This window comes from Polycladidibacter stylochi (assembly GCF_001562055.1).
Taxonomy (GTDB): domain Bacteria; phylum Pseudomonadota; class Alphaproteobacteria; order Rhizobiales; family Stappiaceae; genus Pseudovibrio; species Pseudovibrio stylochi.
Map to the genome: position 1 here is coordinate 47711 of NZ_LLWE01000018.1, position 24271 is coordinate 71981.

General features: G+C 46.9%; 26 protein-coding genes and 1 tRNA gene. 23 read left to right on the forward strand and 4 right to left on the reverse strand.

The window, feature by feature from the left end; translation table 11 throughout:
• The first annotated feature begins 22 nt into the window (after positions 1-22).
• The 8 genes from AYK67_RS03490 (at position 23) to bfr (ending at position 10345) form a co-directional block, all read left to right on the forward strand.
• Complete coding sequence (locus AYK67_RS03490; protein ID WP_068082381.1) at positions 23-706, forward strand: HAD-IA family hydrolase; 684 nt, start codon at positions 23-25, stop codon at positions 704-706.
• Complete coding sequence (locus AYK67_RS03495; protein WP_068082384.1) at positions 699-1520, forward strand: ATP12 family chaperone protein; 822 nt, start codon at positions 699-701, stop codon at positions 1518-1520. Before AYK67_RS03490 ends, AYK67_RS03495 begins: the two co-directional genes overlap by 8 nt.
• 601 nt (positions 1521-2121) lie before the next feature.
• A complete protein-coding gene (locus AYK67_RS03500) occupies positions 2122-2352 on the forward strand; it encodes a helix-turn-helix domain-containing protein (protein WP_068082387.1) in 231 nt (76 codons plus the stop codon).
• 311 nt (positions 2353-2663) lie between these two features.
• The gene (locus AYK67_RS03505) at positions 2664-3470 is read left to right on the forward strand and encodes a glycosyltransferase family 25 protein (protein ID WP_068082389.1); all 807 of its coding nucleotides are present in this window, start codon (positions 2664-2666) and stop codon (positions 3468-3470) included.
• A 346-nt stretch (positions 3471-3816) separates the two neighbouring features.
• Complete coding sequence (locus AYK67_RS03510) at positions 3817-4623, forward strand: glycosyltransferase family 25 protein (RefSeq protein ID WP_068082392.1); 807 nt, start codon at positions 3817-3819, stop codon at positions 4621-4623.
• A gap of 797 nt (positions 4624-5420) precedes the next feature.
• A complete protein-coding gene (locus tag AYK67_RS03520) occupies positions 5421-6992 on the forward strand; it encodes an alkaline phosphatase D family protein (RefSeq protein WP_068082398.1) in 1572 nt (523 codons plus the stop codon).
• Between the two features lie 407 nt (positions 6993-7399).
• Positions 7400-9619, forward strand: a complete 2220-nt coding sequence (locus tag AYK67_RS03525) for a TonB-dependent receptor domain-containing protein (RefSeq protein ID WP_068082400.1) — start codon at positions 7400-7402, stop codon at positions 9617-9619.
• Between the two features lie 240 nt (positions 9620-9859).
• The gene (gene bfr / locus AYK67_RS03530; protein ID WP_068082403.1) at positions 9860-10345 is read left to right on the forward strand and encodes a bacterioferritin; all 486 of its coding nucleotides are present in this window, start codon (positions 9860-9862) and stop codon (positions 10343-10345) included.
• Positions 10346-10546: 201 nt separating this feature from the next.
• Here bfr and AYK67_RS17065 read toward each other — a convergent pair whose 3' ends face one another.
• Positions 10547-11167, reverse strand: coding sequence for a hypothetical protein (locus AYK67_RS17065; RefSeq protein WP_162265075.1), 621 nt, complete (start codon positions 11165-11167; stop codon positions 10547-10549).
• Between the two features lie 40 nt (positions 11168-11207).
• Between AYK67_RS17065 and AYK67_RS03540 the strand changes: the two genes are divergently transcribed.
• From AYK67_RS03540 to AYK67_RS03565, 4 genes are all read left to right on the forward strand, one after another.
• Entirely contained in the window at positions 11208-13361 is a 2154-nt protein-coding gene (locus tag AYK67_RS03540) for a S8 family peptidase (protein WP_068082408.1), read from the forward strand.
• Positions 13362-13670: 309 nt separating this feature from the next.
• Complete coding sequence (locus tag AYK67_RS03545; RefSeq protein ID WP_068083210.1) at positions 13671-14333, forward strand: YiaD family glycine zipper/OmpA-like lipoprotein; 663 nt, start codon at positions 13671-13673, stop codon at positions 14331-14333.
• Positions 14334-14635: 302 nt separating this feature from the next.
• The gene (locus AYK67_RS03555) at positions 14636-16168 is read left to right on the forward strand and encodes an acyl-CoA carboxylase subunit beta (RefSeq protein WP_068082413.1); all 1533 of its coding nucleotides are present in this window, start codon (positions 14636-14638) and stop codon (positions 16166-16168) included.
• Between the two features lie 461 nt (positions 16169-16629).
• Complete coding sequence (locus tag AYK67_RS03565) at positions 16630-16917, forward strand: acylphosphatase (RefSeq protein WP_082735620.1); 288 nt, start codon at positions 16630-16632, stop codon at positions 16915-16917.
• Positions 16918-16940: 23 nt separating this feature from the next.
• Here the strand turns inward: AYK67_RS03565 and lipB are convergent, their stop codons facing one another.
• Positions 16941-17681 carry a lipoyl(octanoyl) transferase LipB gene (gene lipB, locus AYK67_RS03570; RefSeq protein ID WP_068082420.1) on the reverse strand — a complete coding sequence of 247 codons (741 nt, stop codon included), beginning with the start codon at positions 17679-17681 and terminating at the stop codon, positions 16941-16943.
• A 150-nt stretch (positions 17682-17831) separates the two neighbouring features.
• On the opposite strand from lipB, the gene AYK67_RS03575 reads away from it, so the two are divergent.
• From AYK67_RS03575 to AYK67_RS03595, 8 genes are all read left to right on the forward strand, one after another.
• Positions 17832-18086, forward strand: coding sequence for a FliM/FliN family flagellar motor switch protein (locus AYK67_RS03575; RefSeq protein WP_068082423.1), 255 nt, complete (start codon positions 17832-17834; stop codon positions 18084-18086).
• 111 nt (positions 18087-18197) lie between these two features.
• Positions 18198-18407, forward strand: a complete 210-nt coding sequence (locus tag AYK67_RS16860; protein ID WP_156453040.1) for a hypothetical protein — start codon at positions 18198-18200, stop codon at positions 18405-18407.
• A tRNA-Leu gene (locus AYK67_RS03580) sits at positions 18372-18458 on the forward strand. The genes AYK67_RS16860 and AYK67_RS03580 overlap by 36 nt, the downstream gene beginning before the upstream one ends.
• 72 nt (positions 18459-18530) lie before the next feature.
• Positions 18531-18692 carry a hypothetical protein gene (locus AYK67_RS17070; protein WP_156453041.1) on the forward strand — a complete coding sequence of 54 codons (162 nt, stop codon included), beginning with the start codon at positions 18531-18533 and terminating at the stop codon, positions 18690-18692.
• Positions 18682-18819, forward strand: coding sequence for a hypothetical protein (locus tag AYK67_RS17075; RefSeq protein WP_156453042.1), 138 nt, complete (start codon positions 18682-18684; stop codon positions 18817-18819). Before AYK67_RS17070 ends, AYK67_RS17075 begins: the two co-directional genes overlap by 11 nt.
• Before the next feature lie 115 nt (positions 18820-18934).
• Complete coding sequence (locus AYK67_RS03585; protein WP_068082426.1) at positions 18935-19441, forward strand: hypothetical protein; 507 nt, start codon at positions 18935-18937, stop codon at positions 19439-19441.
• Positions 19442-19493: 52 nt separating this feature from the next.
• On the forward strand, positions 19494-20030 hold the full coding sequence (locus tag AYK67_RS03590) for an ImmA/IrrE family metallo-endopeptidase (protein WP_206597490.1): 537 nt from the start codon (positions 19494-19496) through the stop codon (positions 20028-20030).
• 15 nt (positions 20031-20045) lie between these two features.
• Positions 20046-21131: a beta family protein gene (locus AYK67_RS03595; protein WP_068082429.1), complete on the forward strand. Its 1086-nt coding sequence runs from the start codon at positions 20046-20048 to the stop codon at positions 21129-21131.
• Between the two features lie 126 nt (positions 21132-21257).
• On the opposite strand, the gene AYK67_RS17660 is transcribed toward AYK67_RS03595, so the two are convergent.
• Positions 21258-21383, reverse strand: coding sequence for a hypothetical protein (locus tag AYK67_RS17660; protein WP_274533521.1), 126 nt, complete (start codon positions 21381-21383; stop codon positions 21258-21260).
• A gap of 223 nt (positions 21384-21606) precedes the next feature.
• On the opposite strand from AYK67_RS17660, the gene AYK67_RS03600 reads away from it, so the two are divergent.
• The 3 genes from AYK67_RS03600 (at position 21607) to AYK67_RS03610 (ending at position 24025) form a co-directional block, all read left to right on the forward strand.
• A complete protein-coding gene (locus AYK67_RS03600) occupies positions 21607-22374 on the forward strand; it encodes a DUF2793 domain-containing protein (RefSeq protein WP_068082432.1) in 768 nt (255 codons plus the stop codon).
• 561 nt (positions 22375-22935) lie between these two features.
• A complete protein-coding gene (locus AYK67_RS03605; RefSeq protein WP_068082439.1) occupies positions 22936-23736 on the forward strand; it encodes a glycoside hydrolase family 108 protein in 801 nt (266 codons plus the stop codon).
• Position 23737: 1 nt separating this feature from the next.
• Positions 23738-24025 carry a hypothetical protein gene (locus tag AYK67_RS03610; RefSeq protein ID WP_068082441.1) on the forward strand — a complete coding sequence of 96 codons (288 nt, stop codon included), beginning with the start codon at positions 23738-23740 and terminating at the stop codon, positions 24023-24025.
• On the opposite strand, the gene AYK67_RS03615 is transcribed toward AYK67_RS03610, so the two are convergent.
• Positions 24013-24264: an acylphosphatase gene (locus AYK67_RS03615; RefSeq protein ID WP_068082443.1), complete on the reverse strand. Its 252-nt coding sequence runs from the start codon at positions 24262-24264 to the stop codon at positions 24013-24015. The genes AYK67_RS03610 and AYK67_RS03615 overlap by 13 nt on opposite strands.
• Between the last annotated feature and the right edge of the window lie 7 nt (positions 24265-24271).

The following is a 24271-nucleotide window of genomic DNA, read 5'->3' on the forward strand; positions in this document are numbered from 1 at the left end:
CATTATTGCGGAAGACTTAGCGATGTACTTGGTAATATTTGATTGTGATGGCACGTTGATTGACAGTCAGGATGCGATCATGCAGGGGCTATATGCCGCTTATGAAGCCGTTGAACTGCCGCGCCCCACGCGTGCTGAGGGGCTTTCGATTGTCGGGCTTTCTCTGGAAGAAGCTTTTTTACAGCTGGTGGGGGATGCGCGGGCGGATTTGGTGCCTGTTATGAAAGCTGCGTATCGCAAGCGGGCAATTGAGCGGCGCGAAAGCGGGGAAGACCGTTCGCCTTTATACCCCGGTACCAGACAGGTTCTGGATGCTTTGGCGCAGCGCGATGATGTGCTTTTGGGTGTGGCCACGGGCAAACACTCGCGCGGTGTGGCCTACATGGTGGAAGAGCACGGGCTGCAAAACAAGTTTGTAACCATACAAACTTCTGACCGTGCCCCTTCCAAGCCCAACCCGGCAATGATTATGCAAGCCATGGCCGAGACCGGTGTTGACGCGGCGCGTACCGTGATGATTGGTGATACCAGCTACGATATGCTGATGGCGCGAAACGCCGGTGTGCATGGCTTGGGGGTGAGCTGGGGCTACCACCAGCCAGCGCAATTGATGGAGGCGGGGGCTTTTCAAGTGATTGACAAGTTTGAACAGCTTATACCTGCTATCTCCAAACAGTTAAGCTGGAGCGAGGTGCAATATGCGTGATGTGTTTGAACAGCTGGCCGAAGATATTGCCAAGGGCCCTGCAGACCCCGGTTTGCGCGCCAAAGCACTTGCCAAGCGGGACCTACCGAAACGGTTTTACGAGCGGGTGCACGTGAGTGCGCAAGAGGGTGACAATTTTGCGGTGCTGCTGGATGGCCGCTCGATTAAAACACCGGGCAAGAATGCGCTTGGCTTTGATAGTGAGCTTTTAGCCGGTGCCTGTGCTGCCGAATGGGAATTGCAAGAAGAGTTTATTGACCCGGCAACCATGCCGCTGACCCGTTTGGCCCATGCGGCCATTGACGGGGTGGCGAGTGCTTACGCTGACGTGGCTGATGAGATTACCCGTTATGCCGGTAATGACCATTTGTGTTATCGTGTTGATAGCCCTGTGGAGCTGGTTGAGCTGCAAAATACCGCTTGGGACCCGATTGTGGACTGGGCGCAAGAGCTTTTGAACGGCAAATTTGTGATGATTGCCGGTGTGATGCACCAGCCGCAAGATACGCAATTGCTTGCAGCATTTCGCGCCCAGCTGGATGGCTTTAGCGCGCTGGAACTGGCGGCTATTCACACCATTACCTCGATTAGCGGTAGTGCCGTGCTGGCTTTGGCGGTTGCAAAACACGCGTTTACGCCCGAGGTTGTGTGGCAAGCGGCGCATGTGGACGAAGACTGGAACATTGCCCAATGGGGCGAGGATGATGAGGCGGCCCGTGTGCGGCGGTTCAAGTTTGAGGAATTTACCGCAGCTTGCCTTGTTCTGGTGCCACCACAAGACGAATATGACGCCGAAGATGCAGTGATTGCCTAGTTTTTTGTGTATCCGACAGCGTTAGACTTAAAGAGAAGAACCCGTATCTGCTGGCAGGTACGGGTTTTTTGGTTTTTTGCGTGAATGCTTGATCACTATAACTCAGATGCCTACGAGCTTTGTTATGAAAATAAGCGAAAGAATTGAATTCGCAAGCCCTCCAGCTGCGAGGGTGGTAACGTCGGGCATTCTGAGTGTGAAAGTATCGTGTCGCCCTCATTCCATAGATGCCAACAACGAGAACACATTGGGCATTGCTATTTTAATTGGTTAGCCTGCTCCATAAATAATAGTGTATGTTGGTGTATGGCTCGCATACATGAGTATTCGCTGTATTGAACAGTATTTTAAATATAGTTACTATGGAAATGTAATTTTGGCGAAGTGTTATATTTATGCGGTACCCTAGGTGATGGTTATTATTAATGGTAATATGTAATTCATTATTTTTTTACTATTGTTAGTTCAAGTAGGTTGAATAGTACTCGAATGAGCATCAATCAATAATGGTGAATGCGTTGAAATGATTGCTGCTTTTATTGGATTTGCTTATTTATGTTGTTTTATTTTTTATGTTGAATGGGGGCAGTAAAGTAGAATAATGACAGCAGCTGAGTTTAAAGCCTGGCGAAAGAAAAGCGGGTTTAAAAGTAGGGCGCTTGCAGCACAAGCGCTTGGTTTATCGCCCGAAACTGTTCGGTTATATGAAACCGGAATAAGGCGGGAAGACCCAAGTAAAATTGTGGTCATACCACGGCATATTGCGCTGGCATGCGCTGCGATTTCTGCCGGTTTAGAGCCTGTAGGCGAATGTGAAGCAGAGTATGATTAAACTGCTGGTATCACTAAACTAATTTTGGTCAGGCACTTAGAAGCAGCGCTTATTTGCCGCTTCAGGGTGAGGAATTCACCGCTGCATGTTTGGTATTGGCACCTATGCAGTAAGTATATTATGTCGAATTTATAGTTATTTCATATTTTAAACTGATGTACTAGGTAAAACGTATAGAAAATATTTTGTAAAACCCGGATCTGGTGATTTCTACGGTTTATTTGTTAATAAAATACTGATTTAGGTTGTATAAAGTTGCATTACGTATGGTTATATACTTATAAATCCATTTTTCATTTGGGTGGGTTTGGATGATTATTAAGTACTTTACTATAAATTTAGATAATGCAGTTGAGCGACGCAAGCATATGCAGTTGCAGGCTACCAAATGGGGGCTAGATATTCATTTCTTTAGTGCGGTTACACCCGATACTATGGCGGGTGTGCGGCATGAATATGATGCGAAAAGAACACGCTATCATATAGGGCGGGGACTCGCACCAACAGAGCTGGCGTGTGGCCTAAGCCATTTAGAGCTATGGCGGCAATTAGAGAAGGACGAAGAAGCGGATGCCTATGTAATTTTTGAAGATGACGTTTTGATTGAAGCTGATTTAAATTGCCTGCTAAAAAAAATAAAGCTGGATCGAATACAGCTTTTAAAACTGGCCAATACATGGTGTTGTAAAGGTTATGAGGTGAGGGATTTAGTACAAGAATTCAAATTACTTCGCTTGTTTAAAACGAGCGAAGGAGCAACGGCATATTTACTTCATAAAAAAGAATGCAAACAGATTATTGAATTTTGCCAAAACTTTCGAAAACCAATTGATACACTCATAGATGATTATTCACTTTTCAAAATTAAGGCGTTTAGTATTTATCCATACCCTGTGAAGGTTATTCATAATGCAGATTTAGACACACCTTTTTCGTCAAGTTTGGAGCATGATAGACACACTTTTAAAAGTGCGCCCATGTCAAAAATGAATAGATTTGCATATAGAGCATTAAGAAGAAAATGGCGGTTACACAAGCAATTCCTATACATGTTATTTCGGTTGAGATGTTTTGTTTTTCGTAGGTCTTGGCTAAAGTATCCAGGGGTCTTGTCCTAGATTTTTTGGTAGAACTGTCGCGAGTTTTTATTTTACTTTACATAGTGTGCTACATTGATTTTACATTTAAATGTACCCCTGGGGATGATAATTTCTATTAGTATTCTATTTTTGCTATTTAATTGGGAATAGTAAATGAAAGCATTATTAACTCGCCAGTTTTGTTAAACAGCTGCATTGTTGTCTTCATGATGTAAGGCGCGTTGAGGTAGCTCGTTTCCTTTTTTTTACGATTGTAGATCGACCAACAAATATATGCTTTTGTAGTAAATATTACTTACAATACTGCTATTGTTAATTGTTGAGACGAAATAAAGCGTAACTTTAGTATTACTGGTTACTTCAAATGCACATTAAGTATTTTGCGATTAATCTTGAAAAGGCTGTTGAGCGGCGTCAGCATATGCAGTTGCAGGCTGCCAAATGGGGGCTAGATATTCATTTCTTTTGTGCGGTTACGCCCGATACTATGGTGGGCGTTCAGCATAAATATTATGCGAAAAAAGCACAGCAGCACTTTGGACGTGAACTTGCGCCAACTGAACTGGCGTGTGGCCTAAGCCATTTAGAGTTATGGCGGCAACTAGAGCAGGATGACACAGCAGATGCCTTTGTGATTTTTGAAGATGATGTGATTATTGAAACAGACCTACCGCGGCTGCTCGCAGGGGTTCGTTTTGCAGATATAAAACTCTTGAAGCTGGCAAACCTATGGCAATCCAAAGGTTATGTTATTGAGAAACTAACTGAAGGCTATGAACTTGTTCAGGTTTTAAAAACAAGTGAGGGAGCAGGGGCATATTTAATTGCAAAAGATGCAGTTAGCTCACTTATTGATTATTGTCAGGACTTTCGAAAGCCTATTGATACACTGGTAGATGATTATACACTTTTTAAAACTGCTGCTCATAGCATCTTCCCGCATCCAGTTCTGCAAGTACACGAAGCAGCTGGAGATACTCCACTTGCCTCTAGTCTGGATAGTGATCGGGCGTCGTTTGTTAATTATCGAATGGGAAAAAAGAATTGGCTCAGGTATAAAATTAATAAACGAAAATGGAAAACACATAAAAAAGTTCTTGAGTTAATCTTCCGAGTAAAATGCGTACTTGGGCGCAATAAACTTCAAAAGTATCCGGGAGTATTATCATAAATACATGCCAGCCGTATTATTTTGAGTGGGTATGTGCAACTTATATAAGCCAAACCGTAAAATATGATGATTTAATCATAATTTCATGGACACCAGTGTTGCAGAAGTACATAGCTATCTGTTTTTAAAATTATATTATTCACGCAGTTGGGCTCTATTAACCATTCATTCTTTTTGTAGAAAGCGCTTTCATCGAATGATTCGGTTTTTATTAGGATATACCAGGTTCCATAGCTGAGAAAACCGCTATGTCCCCAGTCGATAGATTCATTTTCATTAAGTTTATTAAGGCTTTCTTCATTTAGTACTATTCGTATTTTATTTAAAAGATAAGAGCTTGGGAGAATATAATATAAACTTAAGAATAGCGTAGGAATGATCAGGGCTATGGCGATCCATAGTCTTGTTAGGACGACAAGGTGAATAAAACCTAAGATAATTAGTGAGTTCAATACAAAAAAATCATAGGGGAACCATTGGTTGAAATACTCAAAATTATAGTGAAGAAGTGTACTGGAAATAAAATTATGATAATGTTTAATATAGTGAGCGCGATTTTCATCGTAATACCTGATTTGCAATTCATAATTTTGATTCGGTAATTCTGCATTAATATTATAATACTGATAATCTTGGTCAAATATTGTTATTTGTGGTGGCGTGATATCGAGTTAAGACAAATTTACTTAATGGCCTAAGCTTTTTTCATTATTTCTACATTGAACTGTTGTTTGTTGGATACGTAAATTCCCTAGTAGTGATTTGCATTGGATTGCGAAACACTTGGGGAATTAAAGATGAAAACACAATCAACTCGCCGGACTTTTTTGAAAACGACTGCCGCTAGCGGGGTTATGCTTGGCACGGGGCTGGGCATGCCCTCGCTCTCACGTGCGGCATCGCGGCCCGTTGTTACCCACGGGGTGCAGAGCGGAGATGTTAGTGCGCACTCTGCCATGGTATGGTCGCGCAGTGACCGCGCTGCCAAAATGCATTTGGAGCTGGATACGGTGGAGAGCTTTAAAGATCCACTCAAATTGGCCCCCACAAATGCGCTGCCCAATACGGATTTTGCCGCTAAGCGACTGTTGGAACAGTTACCTGCCGATCAAGAGATTTTTTACCGCATTCAGTTTGAAGACTTGAATGATGTCAACGGGTTGAGTGAGCCTGTTATCGGTCGTTTCCGTACCGGCCCGATGTCGAAACGCTCTGTACGTTTTGTTTGGTCTGGTGATACAGCAGGCCAGGGATGGGGTATTGATGTGGCGCGCGGCGGCATGAAAACCTATGCAACTATGGCCCAGCATAAACCTGATTTCTTTATTCATAGTGGGGATACTGTTTACTCTGACGGCCCTATGAAAGAAGAGGTACCACTTGCTGATGGCAGTATTTGGAAGAATATTGTGACCCCTGAAAAGTCCAAGGTTGCAGAAACGCTGAATGAGTTTCGCGGGCAGTGGAAATACAATCTGCTTGATGAGAACCTCAAGGCGTTTAATGCTGAAGTGCCGACATTTTTCCAGTGGGATGATCATGAAGTGGTCAATAACTGGTCTTCTAGCAAAGATTTGTTGAATGATGCGCGTTACAGTGAAAAGAACGTTGGTGTGTTGGCCGCACGGGCAGGGCGGGCTTTTCATGAAATGACACCGATTAGCTATACACCGGCGGAACCGGGGCGGGTTTATAGGAAAGTCCCTTATGGGCCTTTGGTGGATGTGTTCTTTCTCGATTTACGCAGCTATCGCGGCGCCAATGGCGCTTCTATGGAAAGTGAGCTGAGCGATGCGGCACGGATTTTAGGGGCAACCCAACTGGCATGGCTCAAGCGTGAGCTGGCCGCCTCTCGTGCCACCTGGAAGGTGATTGCCTGTGATATGCCTATTGGCTTGATTGTCTGGGATAACTGGAAGGAAAAGAGCGGCGCAGAAGCGGTGGCCAATGGAGACCATGGTAGCCCTAAGGGGCGCGAGTTGGAATTTGCCAATCTACTACACTTTATCAAGGCGGCTGAAATTGAGAATGTGGTATGGCTGACGGCAGATGTGCACTATACGGCTGCGCATTACTATAACCCGAACAATGCAGCGTTCCAGGAGTTCAACGGTTTTTGGGAGTTTGTAACCGGACCCATTCATGCAGGTACATTCGGCCCGAATGGTTTGGACAAGACTTTTGGCCCCGAAGTGAAATTTATGAAAGCACCAAAAGAGGGACAGTTTAACCTGCCACCGTCGGACGGGTTGCAGTTCTTCGGGATTGTTGATGTGGACGGTGCCAGTGAGCATTTGACTGTGCGGTTGATGGATAGTGCTAATAACGAGTTGTACCGGCAAACGTTGGAGCCTGTTGGTAAAATATAGAAGAAAAATAATTAAAAACGCAATGTAATACTATGAGCTCCTTCGTAAAATGAGGGAGCTTTTTTGTAAAACAAAATTTGTATAAGTAAAATTATTTGTTATTTTCTTGATCGTTAAGTCATAATTGTAAACCTGTTTATATGATGTTTCGTTAAATATTTACTGCGTTTATATAAATTGTGTTTAGTGTTTTTGGGTGATTTATTATAAGAATACTTAATAAGTATATTGTATATATATTGAAAGTGTATTTTATTTATATTAGGAAAACTACAAATTTACTTGACTTGTGTTATTGATAATTAATTATAAGTAAACTTGACAATAAGATTCATATTTAATATTTGTCGGTTGTAAATTGCTATTAGCCGCCGCCATAGCTTATTGTAAAATTCAGCGGTAATTACATGAAAAATAAACAAATTCACTTGGCAGCTCTTTCTGCCGGGGCGCTAGTGCTTTGCGTCAGTCCATCACACTCAGAGCAAAACAAGAAGACAGTCGATCTCGATCGTATTGAAGTTCACTCTCCACTGGATGGCATTGATAGTACGCAAGTGGTGGGGAATGAAGAAATCAGCCTCAAAAGTGGTGGAGACCTTTCTAAGGTTTTGCGTAGCACGCCGGGGGTGTTTACACGTGCAGCAACGGATAACCCCGGTTTTTCAGTCAATATCCGCGGTTTGCAAGGGAGTGGCCGTGTTAACTCGATGATTGACGGTATACCCCAGACCTTCAGGAACCTTTCGGGGCATGGAGGGACACCTGATCCACTGGTGTTTATGGATCCCTTTATGGTAGGGGAAGTTGATATCAATAAAGGAGCTACAGCCGGAGCTGATGGTTTAGGTACGCTTAACGGTTCGGTTAATTTTAAAACAATTGATGTTGATGATGTGTTGCTTGAAGGGCGCAATGCTGGCGCTATGATTAAAACCGAGGCAGGTACGAACGGCTATGGTGTGGGTGTGCTTGGTGCCGGCGCTATGCGTTATCGTTTTGGTGATGATAGCTATGTTGAGGCCTTGGGGGCATATACAGCAAGAATTACCGATGCTTTTGATGATGGTTCGGGACAACGGGTACCCAAAGAGAAACTGTTTTCGCGTGAGTTTAACGATACTGAGCGCAAACCTGAAAACGGATTGTTCAAACTTTCTTATGCACTGAACAAGGTCAACAAATTTAGTGCACAAGCTATGAAATATAAAAATACATTCAATGTATTTACGGATGATTACACTTGGAACCTAGATAATAAAGGTGGCAAGTTTAGCTACGAACTCACGCCAGATAGTGATTATATCAGTGCACAGTTTACTGGATACGTGAATAAATCCGAGCTGCGGTTCCCTGAAAAAACAAAGCAGGGTGGGGGGACTTATAATGGCCGAGAGGGTGATATACTCTCTGCCGGTGGTAGTGTGAGTAATACAAGTTATTTTGAACTTGATAATGGCCTTGAAATCGACCTGCAGCTTGGCGGTGCTTACCACTTTGATGATTACAAAGGAAATGAAAAGCGCGGCTCTAACCCTGAGGGGAAGTTGCAAAAATGGGGCGGTTTTGGGGATAGCCTTTTCAGCTATGGCGATTGGAAGTTTAAAGCTGGACTGCGATATGATGCCTACACAATTGATGGCGTAGAAACGTATAACAAAGACTTCTCGGTAGCAAGCCGTATCAAGCGCTCAGAAAATAACTTTAATCCAAATCTAAAACTGTCTTACCAGGCTTTAGATTGGCTTAGCCTTTATGGTTCGTTTGCAAAAACATCCAGAGCACCTACCACCAGTGAAATGTTTTATAGTTTCCATGATTTCACCGGATACGGGAACCCTAAAACATACAACATGGACTTGAAGGCTGAGAAAAGCACGCAGTTTGAAGTTGGCTTTAAAGTTGATGCGCAAGATTTGGTATTGGAAAACGATCGTCTGATTTTTGCGGCCAATTACTTTAACAACCGCATCAAAGATTTTATTGGTCAAGGTATTAATTACGATGTCGAAAGAGCCAGTAACGAAATGCAGGCTGCGATGGCAAGCGGTGATATGGCGACATATATGCGCATTTATGAAGCCATGATGTCTGAGCCAATGAAATACATGAATGCGACTAACACAGTAGCCATGCAAGGTATTGAGCTATCGGCTGGTTATGATGCTAGGGACTTTTATGTAAACGGTGCTTTTACTTGGTCTGATACGGATCAACCCATGGGTGCATTTGCCGGAATGGGGAATGACTCTGGCCGTTTATCGCCGTACATTGCAAGCCTTGATGTTGGTACAAGGTGGTTTGATGAAGCTTTAACTATTGGTGGTAAGTTGCGATACGTTGGCGAATACCAACAAGCTTTCCCTGGTGGTTTGGCAGCAATGAGCGATCCTACGAAAACTGCTTATAAATATGTGACAACGAAGTCATATACCCTGCTTGACGTATATAGCTCTTATGAACCAACTGAGAATTTTAAGTTTACCGTTGGTGTTGATAATATTTTGGATGCTTTTTATATCCCTGCGTCTGCTGGGATGAATATCGGGGGAGCTGATGGTGTTAACAATCCACGTTATGGCGGCCGCGGGCGGACCATTAAAGCCTCGGCTACAGTGCGTTTTTAACGGCAATAAGGCGCTTAGATAGCTGAAGTAAAATGGGAATATTTAAGGTGGCGCTTTTCTAGTGCCGCCTTTTTCTGTTTTGTCTACGGTTTTCTTGGAGAGCGCTTATTGCAAGTGCCTCCTAATCTTAGTTTAGAATAAATCTAAACTATTGTCTTGTGTTGTTAAATACCCTATTATTTAGATGGTTAAATAATAGGGGGCGTAGCTCTCGCATTTAAGAATAGGAAGGGCTATGCCATGAAAGGTAATGCTGCTGTCATTGAGCGTTTGAATATTGCATTGCAATTGGAAATTGGCGCGGTGAATATGTATCGCTTACATGCAAAGCGTTTGGACGATTTGGGCTTTAAAGGGTTAGCAGCTAAAGAACTTGAAGAATCTGCCGAAGAGCAAGACCACGCCGACCAATTGCTTGAGCGCATTCTTTTCTTAGGTGGTGTGCCGCAAATGGGGGCAGGCTCGCTGGATAATGCCGGTACTGATTTAATTTCTATTCTCAAAGCCGACTTGGCTGGTGAGGAAACCGCGCATGCATCCTACAAAGAATCCCGTGAAGTTTGTGAGCGTGAGGGTGATTATGTAACTATGAAGCTGTTTGACGGTTTGATTGCTGATGAAGAGGGGCATATCGACTTCCTGGAAACGCAACTCGAACTGATTGAAACAATCGGAATTCAGAACTACGGCATGCTGAATTCGGCTGCGGCCAATGCGAGTGAATAAAACTATCGGAGATTAAAAATAAATCAGGAAGCTAGACGTTTTGTCGCTTCCTTTTTTATTAAAACCCTATGCAATCAAAAGTGTATAAATAATATATTTACAACTCATATTGACATCTGCTCATACATATTGTGTTTCTTTCCATTGGATTTACTAATAGTACTTTGGGCAAGCGATGTTTAACTTTCAGCGAATAATTATCTACCTTTTCCTTTTATCACTAAGCGCATGTGGTGGTGATGGAAGCGGCCAAGAGAAGCCTCCAAAGAGTAATGGTGGATCCCAACCGAGTGCTACTAACAGCCCAAATCCATCACCGGTTGTGCCGAAGCCGGTAGCGGCCACACCGACACCAGTTGCGCCGAAGCCGGTCGCGGCGACACAGACACCAGTGGCGGCGACACCGACGCCGGTTGCGCCAAAACCAGTAGCGGTGACACCATCACCTGTTGCGCCAAAGCCAGTAGCGGTAACACCGACACCTGTTGCGCCAAAGCCAGTGGCGGTGGCACCAACGCCGGTTGCACCAAAGCCAGTGGCGGTAACACCAACGCCGGTTGCGCCGAAGCCAGTGGCGGTGACACCAACGCCGGTTGCACCAAAGCCAGTGGCGGTAACACCAACACCAGTTGCGCCAAAGCCAGTGGCAACGCCTTCGTCAGGCTCTACTGCGCCAGCTACACCAAGTGTTCCGCCAAAAAAGATTGTTAGTATTCCATGGACACCTTTGGAGCCTGCCACCCCTGTAATATTACCTGACCCTCTTGTTGGAGCTAGCGAGGAGAAGTTAGCCAAGGCCGCAGAGTATACAACGCAGCCCACTAAACTTTCCCGTTTTATTTCTGGTTACAAAAAGGTGAATGTGGGCGCTTATGAAGCGATCAATTTAGCGTATGCGCATGCGCAGGGGCTTACTGGATCTGGTAAAACCATTGCGATTGTTGATGGAGGATTTTTGGAGGGGCATCAAGAGTTTCGCGGTAAGAAAATAGATTATTTTGGCCCCAAAGACATTAGTGGCCATGGGACGAGTATTACCTCTCTGGCTGCCGGAAGGCGTGATGGCCGTGGAATGGTTGGTGTGGCACCCGGTGCTGGCTTGCACTTAGCTGTGCGAGACGACAGCTTGCAAAACGTGGCGGCTGCAACGCAAGACGCTGCAGATAAAGGAGCTATTGTACAAAATAACTCTTGGCTTGCACTTCGTTATAAGTATTTTATGAAAGAACGTGGCATGCCAATGCATTACACCTTTGCTGATTTAAAAGAATATCAGTTGAAGAATAAAGGCATGACAACCACTGAGGCTATAATCAATTATTATAGTTACATAAAGGCGAATAAAGAGGCCTTCAAACTCGGGTTTACAAATTATATTGAAGCAGTCAAAAACTTCACTAAACAAGGAGTTGTCGTATTTGGTGTTTCAAATGAACATGACGGGACTAAAAGTGTTTCGTTGATGGCGGGTTTACCCAAGCTTTATGGCGAGTTACAGGGCAAATGGTTGGTTGTTCCCAATGCTGTACCGGTTATTGAGGGCGTTGGTAAAAAGAACTCTTTAGAACTTCTTTCGACACCATGCCATGAAGCTGCTGAGTATTGCATTATTGCGAATGGGTTTACTCATTTTGCTTACGGGCATGATGCCTATGATGTAGCCTATTATACTACAGGCTACGGGTCTTCACAGGCGGCGCCGCAAGTATCAGGCGCTGTGGCACTGTTAAGCGAAGCTTTTCCAAAACTAAAGCCCGAAGAGTTGGTGAGCCGTCTTCTTGCAACAGCAAATACGGATTTTAGTAATTTCACCGTTGCTGGTACTGTTGATTTTGGAAAAGGTATAAAGCATGATTATAGCTCAACTTTCGGTCATGGCATGCTTGATTTAAAAGCTGCTTTGCAGCCTGTTGGTGGGCTTGGAGTTGCCACGACCAAAAGCACTACAAAAGCAGTAATACCAGTAGCGCACGCTTCTATAGTACCAGGTGATGTAATAGGATCGCGGCTTTCGCATGCATTATTAGGACAAAAGATTGCTGTTTTTGATGGGCTTGGTACAGACTTTTACCTTGATGTCAGTGGCTTTTTACAAAAAAGCCAGAGTGATAGCTTTGAAAAACAGCTTCACTATTATCAAGCAGAGAAAAGGGAAGGTGATGATTTTGCCAGCTTCTCTGCGGGGCACAAACTTGGAGGGCGTGTCACCGGATGGCAGTTTGCAGCAGGGCTAACAAACGAGCTGAGCCATAGTTATGGTCTTGTGAGCGGAACGAACCACTTGCTTTCTAAGTCGGGTTCTATTTGGGGATTTGCGGATAAGGGTATAGCTTTTTCGATGCTTAAAAAGTCGGAGCAGGGCACGCGTAGTGGTTTGTTCGGTTTTGTGGATGCAACGCATGCTGGGCAAGAGAATTATGGCTTTGGTGGTGTGCATTGCTTTGCCTTGGGCAATGATGCATCTCTCACTTTGGGCATGACGAGCGTTCGCGAGAGTAGGTCTTTTATGGGGATGCACCTCGCACCCGCCAATGATAGTATTGATGGTTTCTCTTCGTTCGATACGAGCCTGCATATGGGTGCGAAAACCTCGCTTTTGGGTGTTCAGTTTGAAGCTGTTATGGAAGCGGGCGTTGCACATGGACAAGGCGCGGGGTTTGTCTCCGACCTTTCTCCCGCTTTATACAGCGGTTTTGGCTTGAAAGCTCATGTTGATAATCAGTTTACTGCAAATGATCGGTTAAGCTTTGTTGTACGCCAACCTTTAAGATTGGAACAGGGGACTGTAAAGCTCAAATATGCCAGCGGGAGGACACGTGATGCTAAGGTTATCTTTAACGAGAAAGAGATCTCGCTTGTACCCGAGGCAAGGCAGCTTGACTTTGGCGTTGATTACGAAATGCAAGTTGGACTTGATAGTCAGTTACGCGTAGGGGCTAGTTACAGTTTGAATGCTGATCACGAACGCGGCAAGCAAGGTGGGGCAGTTCTAGCGCGTTTTACCCATCGTTTTTAAACGGTGCCTGCCTGTTGTGACGGATGATTTTAAAAGTGCGCACTGCTTGTGCGGTGTGCACTTTTTAGTGGTAAATAGCTGGATATCCAAACGTAATTAGAATTATGTTCAAATTTTGAAACAAACTAAGCTTACTCCCACTGTTTTTCATTTTTTGTCTTATTGCTAAAATAATTGAATGTGTCGTAGTTTACGTGATTTTTTTGCTTGTCAGTCACGCTAATGTTTTTAATAATCTGAGAAATTCATCGGGTCATCGCGCATTTTGTGATTATAGCGCCAGGCAAAACTGATCGGGTCATTATGTTTATGAAAAAGTCTATTCGTGCCTCTGCTGTAGCAGCTACATTGATGGTTCTTGCTGCATGTCAGACGACTAACCCTTATACCGGACAAAGTGAGGTTTCCAACACAGCCATTGGTGGTGGTTTAGGTGCTGCAACTGGTGCTGTGATTGGTGCTATTGCTGGCGGTGAAAGCGCCCGTGTGGAAGGTGCGCTTGTTGGTGCTGCTGCTGGTGGTTTAATTGGTGGCGGCATTGGTAATTACATGGACCAGCAGGAAGATATGTTGCGTCAGCAATTGCGTGCAAGTGGTGTCTCCGTTACCCGTAATGGCAACCAAATTGTGCTGAATATGCCAAATGATGTGACTTTTGCTACCAATCAGGTGGCTTTAAGCCCACGTGCCATGCAGGTTTTGACCAGTGTTGCACTTGTTGGCAAGAAGTTTGACAAGACACGGATGAATGTTTTGGGCCACACGGATAATGTGGGTAATGCACAATATAATATGCAGTTGTCGCAGCAGCGGGCACAGGTTGTCAGTGCTTATCTAATTAACCAGGGTATTCCGTCTTACCGTATCGCTGCATTCGGCTATGGTTTGACACGGCCTATTGCCTCCAACGCTACGGCTCAAGGACGGGCACAAAACCGCCGTGTGGAAATTGTCCTCTCACCAATGCAGTAAGCTTGCAATATGACTGAGATTAAGATGGGTCGCCATTGGGCGGCCCTTTTTGTATTTGAATGCAGGCGAATGGCCAAGCCTGTGAATTTTGGCAGATGTTAGACTTAAGCTTATATCTTAGCTGGGACCGGGCTAGCTGAGGTTCTTTGTTGAATTTCTCCACGTTTTTGGCGGTTTTTGAACGGTAAAGCTGTGAGAATGGAGTTTTCTTGGCGGTACGGCTTAACCCGAATGGATTACTGGTTTTTTTACTCTGGTGCGTGTTAGGAGGTATATCAACGAACTGGGAGCTGAGATCATCCATGAAGGAAGTCCTTGCTGAACTTGAAAAGCGCCGTGATAATGCCAAGCTGGGTGGCGGTGAACGCCGCATTGATGCACAGCATAAACGCGGTAAGCTGACAGCACGCGAGCGTATCGAAATATTACTCGATGAAGGCTCGTTTGAAGAATACGATATGTTCAAAACCCATCGCTGTACCGATTTCGGTATGGATGAGAGCCATATACCCGGAGACGGTGTGGTAGCTGGCTGGGGTACCGTTAATGGCCGCACAGTCTATGTGTTTTCCAAGGACTTTACTGTTTTTGGTGGCTCTCTTTCTGAAAGCCACGCGCAAAAAATCATGAAAATACAGGATATGGCGTTGCAAAACCGCGCGCCAATCATTGGTATTTTCGATGCTGGCGGGGCGCGGATTCAAGAAGGTGTTGCTGCTCTTGGCGGCTATGGCGAGGTTTTCTGGCGCAATATTCAGGCTTCTGGCGTAATTCCGCAGATCTCTGTGATTATGGGGCCATGCGCGGGCGGTGATGTTTATTCACCTGCCATGACAGACTTTATATTCATGGTGCGTGACACCTCGTATATGTTTGTTACCGGTCCCGATGTTGTGAAAACTGTTACGAATGAAACCGTAACCTCGGAAGAGCTGGGCGGCGCATCTATTCATACCACCAAGTCGTCTATTGCCGATGGTGCCTATGACAATGATGTGGAGGCGCTGCTGCAAATTCGTCGGCTGGTGGATTATTTACCGATGAACAACAAGGCCGAGCTGCCCGAGCTTGCGGTTTATGACGATCCGGCGCGTGAAGATTTGAGCCTAGATAGCCTCATACCGGATAACCCCAACAAACCCTATGATATGCGTGAGGTGATCCTCAAAACCGTGGACGAAGGGGACTTCTTTGAAATCCAAGAGAAGTTTGCGGGCAATATTATCACCGGTTTTGGCCGGGTTGAAGGACGTACTGTGGGTATTGTTGCCAACCAGCCCATGGTGCTGGCCGGTGTACTTGATTCAGATGCCAGCCGTAAAGCGGCACGGTTTGTGCGTTTTTGTGACTGCTTCAACATTCCGCTAGTGACATTTGTCGATGTACCCGGGTTCTTGCCCGGTACTGCGCAAGAGTATGGCGGCTTGATTAAACACGGTGCGAAACTGCTCTTTGCCTATGGCGAGGCAACAGTGCCGAAACTTACTGTGATTACTCGTAAGGCCTATGGTGGTGCTTATGATGTGATGAGCTCCAAGCATATTCGCGGCGATATTAACTATGCATGGCCATCGGCCGAAATTGCCGTGATGGGGGCTAAAGGGGCGGTTGAGATTCTATATCGCTCCGAACTTGATGATCCCGCTAAAATTGCCGATCGCACCAAGGAATATGAAGACCGGTTTGCCAACCCGTTTGTGGCCGCAGAGCGTGGCTATATTGACGAGGTGATTATGCCACATTCGACGCGTAAACGCATTTCGCGTGCTTTGGCTATGTTGCGCAACAAGGCCTCCGAATTGCCATGGCGTAAACACGATAATATACCGCTTTAAAGCGGTATAAGTATTGCACGCCAAGCTCCTGTGCCCTTGAGAAATAATTGTTAGGGTGATTGCCAAAACCGAATGGTTGGATTACATAGGATGTGCGGCGTGAGGAGGGATACTCACAGCTTTGGCCCTGACAGGACTGTCAGGGCTTTTATTTTATTCCTTGAGCGCTTTTTACTATGTTTAAAAGATAGTATTTGGGTCAGCAGATCCGATGGGATTCCGGAGCTGACGATTACAGTCTGGATGAAAGAGAATGCAGGGAAGTCGTTCCTTTCTGCTGCAATTCCTAGTTCATTGTTATTGGTGCTTTGGCGTGTGGGCTGCTTGTGTTTGGTTGGGTGCCGCCGGGCAATTTGTGGCTGGGTGCCTTGCTGATTATTGCCGCTTCGCTTTATATTCTTTGGTATGATGACTAGAGAGCGGGCATAGCCTGCGCTTTCCACGAATGATGGGGCTGGGTTATGCAAGCAGAGCGGATTTCTATTTCTGGCCGTGTGCAGGGTGTGGGCTACCGCTATTGGTTTATGACCCAGGCCGTGCGCCTCGGCCTACGCGGGTGGGTAAAAAATTGCGCTGATGGCCGGGTTGAAGCGGCGATTGCCGGACCGAAAGATGCTTGCCAGAAAATGATAGAAGCCGCCTATGTGGGGCCGCGTTTTGCACGTGTTAGCGCTATTGAAAAACTTGGCGTGATTAACCTGCCAGAAGCTTGCAGCCAGGCAAAGGACGGCTTTCAGATTGTTGGCTGAAAGCCTTTGGGCATTGGGCTGAATTAGGAATTTGTGTCCATCGGCGCTGCCAAACCAGATGGGCCGATTTGAACAACAGGACCAAAGATTTTTTCAAACTCTTCTTGCAGCACCATATCCACCTCGGGCATGGTGAGCAGGTGGCCCAGATCGACAAAGCTGGTGACACCATGCTGGCTGATGCCGCAAGGGACAATGCCGTTAAAGTGCTCCAAATCGGGCTCGATATTCAAGCTAATGCCGTGGAATGTGACCCATTTGCGCAGGCGAATGCCAAGAGCTGCGATTTTATCTTCCACTCCTTGCCCCTTTTCGGGTCTTCTTACCCACACCCCGACACGGTCCTCGCGGCGCTCGCCCTTTATGTTATGCGCTTCTAAGGTTGCAATGAGCCATGCCTCTAGCGCGGAGACAAAGGCGCGGACATCTTGCTGGCGGCGTTTTAAATCCAGCATAACGTAAGCGACCCGTTGACCGGGACCATGGTAGGTGTATTGCCCGCCGCGCCCGGTTTGATAAACGGGAAAGCGGTCTTTTTGGATCAAGTCACTTGGGTCGGCACTGGTGCCCGCTGTATATAGTGGAGGATGCTGAAGGAGCCAGACACGCTCTGGCGCTTTTCCGGCGGCAATGGCTTCAACGCGGCTTTCCATTTCGGCGCTGGCAACTTCAAAGGGTATTAAACTATCGTCAATAACCCATTCGACAGGTACTGTTGGCACTTGCGGGGTGAAGGCATGAGACAGGGTTTGACGTTCTGCCATTGGATATCCTTTAGTATTCCTTGGTTTGGCCTTGGTGACTATATGGACCGGCTTCGCTAAATACAGTAGGGTCAACCAAATGCGTGCGGGCTGCACTAAATGTGGTTGGCTCAATATTTTGGAACTAGTGTTTACTGCGGGAGCCGGCAAATGGCCACCTTTGATGATATCACGGTGGATATCTCTGTTGTTTTGGGGCGTTCGGAAATGCCAATTCACCAGCTGTTGCGCATGGGGCGCGGCGGTGTGATTGAGCTGAACGCGGAAGAAAATGATGATGTTGAAATTCTGGCCAACAAAAAACTTGTTGCCAAAGGGCAGGTTATGGTGCTGGGCGATAAGGTGGGGGTGCGTATAACCGAAGTTATTAATAAGAAGAGTGTGACAACGCCCGCTGAAGCTTAGCATGTTGGCAATTTGCTGATTATTCTGGCTGGCTTTGGGCGCGTGACTGGGTTTTACAGCTTTTGCGATGTGTTTTCTTGTGCGCTTGCTGTGTTATGCGGGTGGCCCCTAGTGGATAAGTTATACAAAAAACACATGAATTACATTTTTGTCGTGCTTTGTGTGAATAATTTTAAATCCGCTCTTGCACGTTTTTACTGGGGCGGCTATATCACCGCTCACCAGCCGATCAGGGCGCGGCGACCTTCTAACGAAGACGCGGTTCACTATTCGGTGCTACAGTTTGCGGCCGTGGCGGAATTGGTAGACGCGCAGCGTTGAGGTCGCTGTGGGGTAACACCCGTGGAAGTTCGAGTCTTCTCGGCCGCACCAAAAAGCCCTTGGTTCTAATGAGCCAGGGCTTTTTTGCATTTCAGGACTGGTTTCTTTCCTTATATATTTTTCATGTACTTTACGGCTTTGGCTGCTTGTTTACTACGGGCAGGCGTTGATTTTGTGCTGCGCTGCCTGCTGCTGGGCCATGTGGTGAACCGGCCGGATTATGGCGCGGGTGGGGCAATGGCGTATCGGGCCGCGCAATTGCTGGACTACCTCGTTGGATTATGAGGAGGGATTGTGGGTTGAAGGTGAGGAAGTGGTGCCAGTTTTAGTTGTTAAAATTGTTTCTATTAATCATATTCTTGAAAATGGGGTTGTTGTCGGGCTTGGGTTTTTACCTAAACACTTTAGCTAGACAGAATACCGGTGCGGAGGTTGGAAAACTGCTGTTTTCTATCGACCTTAACAATTGGATCAGGTATAATTAATAATAGTTTGTGCTCGTTATGTTCTGTTTGTTGGGGTGCGTTTTGGGAAAAGTGGGTGCGGCGATTCTTGGCGCAGTTACTGGCAGTTTTTTTGCTGTTGGTTTCTTCATTGTTTTGTTTGGATGGGGAGTGTCGGGAAACGGGCAGCCAACTCACATTGATCCGACTAGAGCAGATTACGTTGACCTATTGCTTACTATCGTGACTGTATTCCTCGGTGCTGTTGGTCTAGTTGTAACGCTTGGGGCATTAGTTATTGGTATCGTTGCATTGAAAACGCTGCGAGAGATTAAAGAGGAGGCCGCGAGTAATGCAAAGGATGCTGCGGCGAACAAAATCAATGAGACGATGGCTGCTGAGTTGGAACCAAGCGTGCACGAAAAAGTGCAATCCGCACTTCCGGAAATGCTACCAGAAGCGCTCTTAAATAACGAGCTTGGGCATAAGATTCTAACTGGCATGGCTCAGCGGGGTGATCTTGATGTGGTGCTCGAACGTGTGGTTATGCGGGTACAGAACGGTGGACCAGAGCTAGATTCTGATGCTTAAGAAGAAAGCATCCAAACCTGAAAAGCAGGAAGGAGCAGCCATGGATAAAAATATGCAAAACAAATCAGCCGTGAATGACTGGGTAGTTAAGTCTCCTTCAAGAGAGTATGAGAATCTCACTTCCGAGGTTAGACAGAATATTGATGAATACCTCGCAGAGTATCCAGTCAAGTTGGGAGCGCTTGCGAACCGGTTAGGTGTCAAGGTTCTGTTATCTACGCTTCCTAGGGGTACTTCAGGGCAAATTGGACAGGAAAACGGGGAATTTGTAATCCGCATCAATCGCCATGAGGCAAAGACTCGACAGCGATTTACACTCGCTCATGAATTGGCGCACTTCCTGTTGCATAAAAAGCGGATTGAGGAAGTGGGCGGATGGTCAGAGAACGTGCTTTTGCGCTCGGGACAACCCGCGGAAATCGAATATGAGGCAAATCGGCTTGCTTCTGATTTGGTTATTCCTTCTGGCCAGCTGGAGAAGGCCGCATCGGAATATTCTGGTCCAATAACGAGCGAGGTTATTGAAGATCTCGCGCGTAAGTTCGGGGTATCTATCGCAGCAATGGAAATCAAGTTACAGATGACTTAAAGGGTGAGGAAAGTAATGGACGTTCAGGAGTATTTAGTAACATTGGGTATTCGCCCCGCTGAATTAAGCGGTTTGAAAGAATTGCCGGGAACGACAAAAGACCGGTTAACCCCTCTTGTTTTACTTGCTCCTTGGCTTGCTACTTCGCCTCTTTCCAGAGCGTTGGATAAGTTTGAAGAGTCTTATCCGTCACGTCCCTACTTTATCGATGTAGATACATACTACCAAATGAATGATAAGCCCAATGATGCGAAAAAACTTTGGGCTCAATTGGCCAAGAGGCCAGCGGACATCGACGCTTGGTGGGAGCTGTTATCGGCATATCCTAATGCTAACCCTTGCCTTCTGACGGCAGAGCTCCCCATAGAAAGTGCGCGTGAGCAAATTACTTGGGCTCGGGAGCATAATCGTACCTTTTGTTTGCGGATGAACCTTGCTGAGGGAAGGGGCTCTGGTATTCCACAGTGGATGCCAGAGCTTGTGCGTGAGCTGGCAGGAGAAGGGGTGAATGATTATGCCGTGGTATTTGAATTTGGTTGGGTGCAGCAGCCACTTAATGTGGCGGCGCGTGCTAGCGGATACATCACGGGATTTTTAAGAGAAGTGCCGGCAACGATACCGATTGCTATCTCCTGCACGTCATTTCCAACGAGCTTCACGGAGTTTGATGGAACCGATGCAATCCGTTTTGCAAACCGTGACCTTATTGCCCAAGTACAAAGAAATACAAACCACCCGAAGATCATTTATGGCGATTGGGGTACTACCAAGCCTAGGAGTTATGGTCACGCTAGCCAGCCCAAAAAACGCATCGACTATCCTGCGGACACTTCATGGATTATTGCCCGCGATAAGGACGAGGAAGTGTCATTCCGCGACGCTGCACAACGGATTGTGAATAGTGACGTATGGTCTGGTGATCTTGGTATTTGGGGAGAGCAGCTTATTGAGGGTACAGCTGCTGGGCAGGCCTTTGCAATTGACACAATGCCCAAAATGTATGCCGCTAGGATCAATATTCACCTTCATCGTCAAGCCTTCTATGAATCTCTGCCTCCACCGGAGGCATTGGATGACTTGTGGAGCGATGACGATTTTTAAATCGTTGGATATAAGTTGTAACGCCGCAGCATGTAAAGCAGCTTCCGGAGGATAAATTCCAATGTCTTAAATGAATTAAAAGTTTGTTTGCGTTTGCTTCCTCCTTCACCCCACGTCCTTCTTTTTCTAGCGGGAGAGGGCGTCGTTTTTGGCGTCCATGGCGGCGAGTTGGCGCTCGATGCGCAGGTAAAAGGGCAAGTATTCCTCGCCCAGATCATTCACCAGTCTTGCAAACAGATTTAGCGAAATCACCAGTTCTTCTTATGAGTCTTGCTGTGCGGTGGCTTTGATGTACGCCGCTTGGGGGGCGTGATATTAAGTTGCTTTACCACATCCAAACTATTGTTTTTATAGGTATTCGGGCTGGTTATCCGCTCTCCTCCATCCTCATGCTATAATAGCTTATGTTTTCCAGTGGTGCTGTTTGCAATGTCTTTGCTTGCGGTGCTTGATGATTTTATTTGGAAGGGATGGGATGGCTTTAACGCAAAACCTTGCCATGCCGCTGATTGCGGCGGCGCAGGCACAAAAGCATATTACCCATAACGAGGCGCTGTTGCAGCTTGATGCCCTGCTGCATTTGAGCGTTGCTTCTACCACGTTAGCCCAGCCACCGGCACAGGTGGGTGAGGGTACGTGTTATCTGGTGCCTGATGGGGCACTGGGTGCTTTTGCCGGTCATAGCGGAGAAATCGCCCATTACCGTGATGGCGGCTTTGTGTTTTATGCCCCCAACACCGGCTGGATTGCATGGGCGCAAGACTTGCAAAAAGCGCTGGTGTTTTATGAAGGTGCTTGGCAGTCGTTAAGCTCTGGCGGTGATAGTGGTTCGGGTAGCGGCGCACTGCCGGATTTTTCCAAGCAGAACAGTACGGTGGTGAGCGGCACGGCGCACGGGGCGGCCTCTTCCATGGTGACAGTGGAAGAAGAGCTGGTGCTTAGTGACAGTTCGGTGGCCAGCAGCGTGGTCATACCGGCGCGGGCAATTGTGTTTTGTGTGAGCGTGCGCACCACGCAGCAAATTGAAGGGGCAAGCGCCTTTGATTGCGGCATAGCCGGTGAACCGTCGAAGTTTGGCGGCTCGCTTTCCAAATGGCTGGGCGGCAGCAATGCGGGGGTCATTGGCCCCACAGCGTTTTATAGTGATACGCCGGTGGTACTCACGGCCAAGGGCGGGGCGTTTACCAGCGGCAAGGTACGCCTTGCGCTGCATTACTTTTTGCCAACCGTACCGCAAAGCTAGAAACGCCACAAAGCTAGGCACTGCAACAAAAAGAGCCGCAAAGCTAGGCACTAAAAGGAATTACGTCTTAGTCTTTGCTTATAGGCCATACGATATATTTGTATACCCTAGCCGTTCTAACTCAACCGTAAACGATGTTCGACGCATATCGGGTTTTCGATAAGTATGAATCGAAACGTGGGATATTTTCTTCTCGTGTACTGGGTGGGTTCCTTCATATACATAGAGAATATGTGTGTGAAAGAGGTTCTCCTGAACCCAGCAATGGGTGTGTTTGCATAGGCCAGCATCTGTTAATTGCAATTTTACTTCGGCTAAATCGATGGTTTCATAGGGCATGTACCAATTTTCTGGTGGTTTTGCAGAGTGTTTCCATAGTCCAAATGCAAAAGGTGTAAGAGCTATCGTGCAAACGAAAAATATTCGCATTTTGTAATCCAATAAATGAGAAGACTAATGAATAGTAAATACGTGACCCCACGTGATCTATTGCTATTTTAAAGCATCTACATCGTGGATGTCCATTGAGATTCAAGCGATTTGTAGAAAGGGCTTAACAACATGCAAGCAAGTTTTGACGTGATCCTGCCCAAGCTGTTGCAGCACGAGGGCGGCTTTGCCAACCGGCCGCGCCATGCCGACCCCGGCGGGGCAACCAAATACGGTATTACCAGAGCCACACTTTCTGGTTGGTTGGGGCGGCGGGCCAGTGTGGAAGATGTGCAACGGCTCAAGCAAGAAACCGCCATTGCCATTTACAAGGCGCAGTATTGGCAAGCCGTGCGGGCCGACCAATTGCCAGCGGGTCTTGAGTACGCGGTCTTTGACTTTGCGGTGAACTCCGGCCCGGCGCGAGCAGCGAAAGAGCTGCAAAAACTGTTGGGCGTTGCGGTGGACGGGGTGATTGGGGTGCAAACACTGGCAGCGGCCAAGGGGCGGGCGCTTGAACCGCTGATAAGTGCTTATTGTGCGGCGCGGCTTACTTTCATGCGCGGTTTGAAAAACTGGCAGGCCAACAAATACGGTTGGCGCAATCGTGTGGGCGAAGTGGAACGGGTCGCGCTGCTGCTGGCCCGCAAAAGCGCCAGCGAATTACAGCAGATGGCGCAGCTTAAACAGCAGCAGCCTTTGCAAGAGGATGTGGGCGCTCCGCAACTGACGGCAAAAGCATTGGCACAAGAAACCTCCGCTTTTGAAGCATGGAAAACACCGGAGGCACTGGCCACCACAGTTGGCGCGCTCTCGGGGTTATCAGGCATGTTTACCGGTAGCGGGTCGTTGCAATGGGCGCTCGCATTTGTGCTGGTGGTGGCGGCGCTGGTGATGGCCAGCCGCATACTCAAACAGTTGCGGGCGGCGTGATATGGGCTGGTTTACATTGCTATTGGCTAGCAAGGCGGGGCGCTTGCTGTTGTTGGCGCTGCTTATTGGTGCCGTGTTGACGATGGTTTATTGGCAAATCAACAGGCATGCCCGCACAAAATTGCAAGCGGAAATGGCACATGAGGCTTTAACCATAGAACAGGAGCGCAAGCGAGATGCGACTTACCTGCAAGACCTTAGCAACTATCATTTGTGCATTGAGTATTTTGCCGCTCGCGGCCTGTCAGACACGCCCTGCCAGCCACTGCGCGGGGTTCAGCGCCAATAACTTAAGCGCCAAGGGCTTTGTGTCGCTGGTGCAGGCCGACCGCCAAGGGGCCGAGCGGGTGGCCGCCAATGACCGCAACGGCCAGCGGCGGGGGTGCTGGTGATGGCTGCCTCAACCCGGCCATCAGCGCAATTTTTTACCCACCCGCGCAGGCCGAGGCGCTCGGCCTGGGTCATAAACCAATAGCGGTACCCCACACCCTGCACACGGCCGGAAATAGAAATCCGCTCTGCTTGCATAACCCAG

Excerpts from the sequence above, each read along its gene's own strand:
- AYK67_RS03590 (WP_206597490.1), top strand. The coding sequence starts at position 19,494 with ATGCAAAACAAATCAGCCGTGAATGACTGGGTAGTTAAGTCTCCTTCA.
- AYK67_RS03595 (WP_068082429.1), top strand. The coding sequence starts at position 20,046 with ATGGACGTTCAGGAGTATTTAGTAACATTGGGTATTCGCCCCGCTGAA.
- AYK67_RS03615 (WP_068082443.1), bottom strand. The coding sequence starts at position 24,264 with ATGCAAGCAGAGCGGATTTCTATTTCCGGCCGTGTGCAGGGTGTGGGG.
- AYK67_RS03500 (WP_068082387.1), top strand. The coding sequence starts at position 2,122 with ATGACAGCAGCTGAGTTTAAAGCCTGGCGAAAGAAAAGCGGGTTTAAA.
- AYK67_RS03545 (WP_068083210.1), top strand. The coding sequence starts at position 13,671 with ATGAAAAAGTCTATTCGTGCCTCTGCTGTAGCAGCTACATTGATGGTT.
- AYK67_RS03495 (WP_068082384.1), top strand. The coding sequence starts at position 699 with ATGCGTGATGTGTTTGAACAGCTGGCCGAAGATATTGCCAAGGGCCCT.
- AYK67_RS03565 (WP_082735620.1), top strand. The coding sequence starts at position 16,630 with ATGCAAGCAGAGCGGATTTCTATTTCTGGCCGTGTGCAGGGTGTGGGC.
- AYK67_RS03490 (WP_068082381.1), top strand. The coding sequence starts at position 23 with ATGTACTTGGTAATATTTGATTGTGATGGCACGTTGATTGACAGTCAG.
- AYK67_RS03510 (WP_068082392.1), top strand. The coding sequence starts at position 3,817 with ATGCACATTAAGTATTTTGCGATTAATCTTGAAAAGGCTGTTGAGCGG.
- AYK67_RS03525 (WP_068082400.1), top strand. The coding sequence starts at position 7,400 with ATGAAAAATAAACAAATTCACTTGGCAGCTCTTTCTGCCGGGGCGCTA.
- AYK67_RS03555 (WP_068082413.1), top strand. The coding sequence starts at position 14,636 with ATGAAGGAAGTCCTTGCTGAACTTGAAAAGCGCCGTGATAATGCCAAG.
- AYK67_RS03600 (WP_068082432.1), top strand. The coding sequence starts at position 21,607 with ATGGCTTTAACGCAAAACCTTGCCATGCCGCTGATTGCGGCGGCGCAG.
- AYK67_RS17070 (WP_156453041.1), top strand. The coding sequence starts at position 18,531 with ATGTACTTTACGGCTTTGGCTGCTTGTTTACTACGGGCAGGCGTTGAT.
- bfr (WP_068082403.1), top strand. The coding sequence starts at position 9,860 with ATGAAAGGTAATGCTGCTGTCATTGAGCGTTTGAATATTGCATTGCAA.
- lipB (WP_068082420.1), bottom strand. The coding sequence starts at position 17,681 with ATGGCAGAACGTCAAACCCTGTCTCATGCCTTCACCCCGCAAGTGCCA.
- AYK67_RS03605 (WP_068082439.1), top strand. The coding sequence starts at position 22,936 with ATGCAAGCAAGTTTTGACGTGATCCTGCCCAAGCTGTTGCAGCACGAG.
- AYK67_RS03520 (WP_068082398.1), top strand. The coding sequence starts at position 5,421 with ATGAAAACACAATCAACTCGCCGGACTTTTTTGAAAACGACTGCCGCT.
- AYK67_RS03575 (WP_068082423.1), top strand. The coding sequence starts at position 17,832 with ATGGCCACCTTTGATGATATCACGGTGGATATCTCTGTTGTTTTGGGG.
- AYK67_RS03505 (WP_068082389.1), top strand. The coding sequence starts at position 2,664 with ATGATTATTAAGTACTTTACTATAAATTTAGATAATGCAGTTGAGCGA.
- AYK67_RS03610 (WP_068082441.1), top strand. The coding sequence starts at position 23,738 with ATGGGCTGGTTTACATTGCTATTGGCTAGCAAGGCGGGGCGCTTGCTG.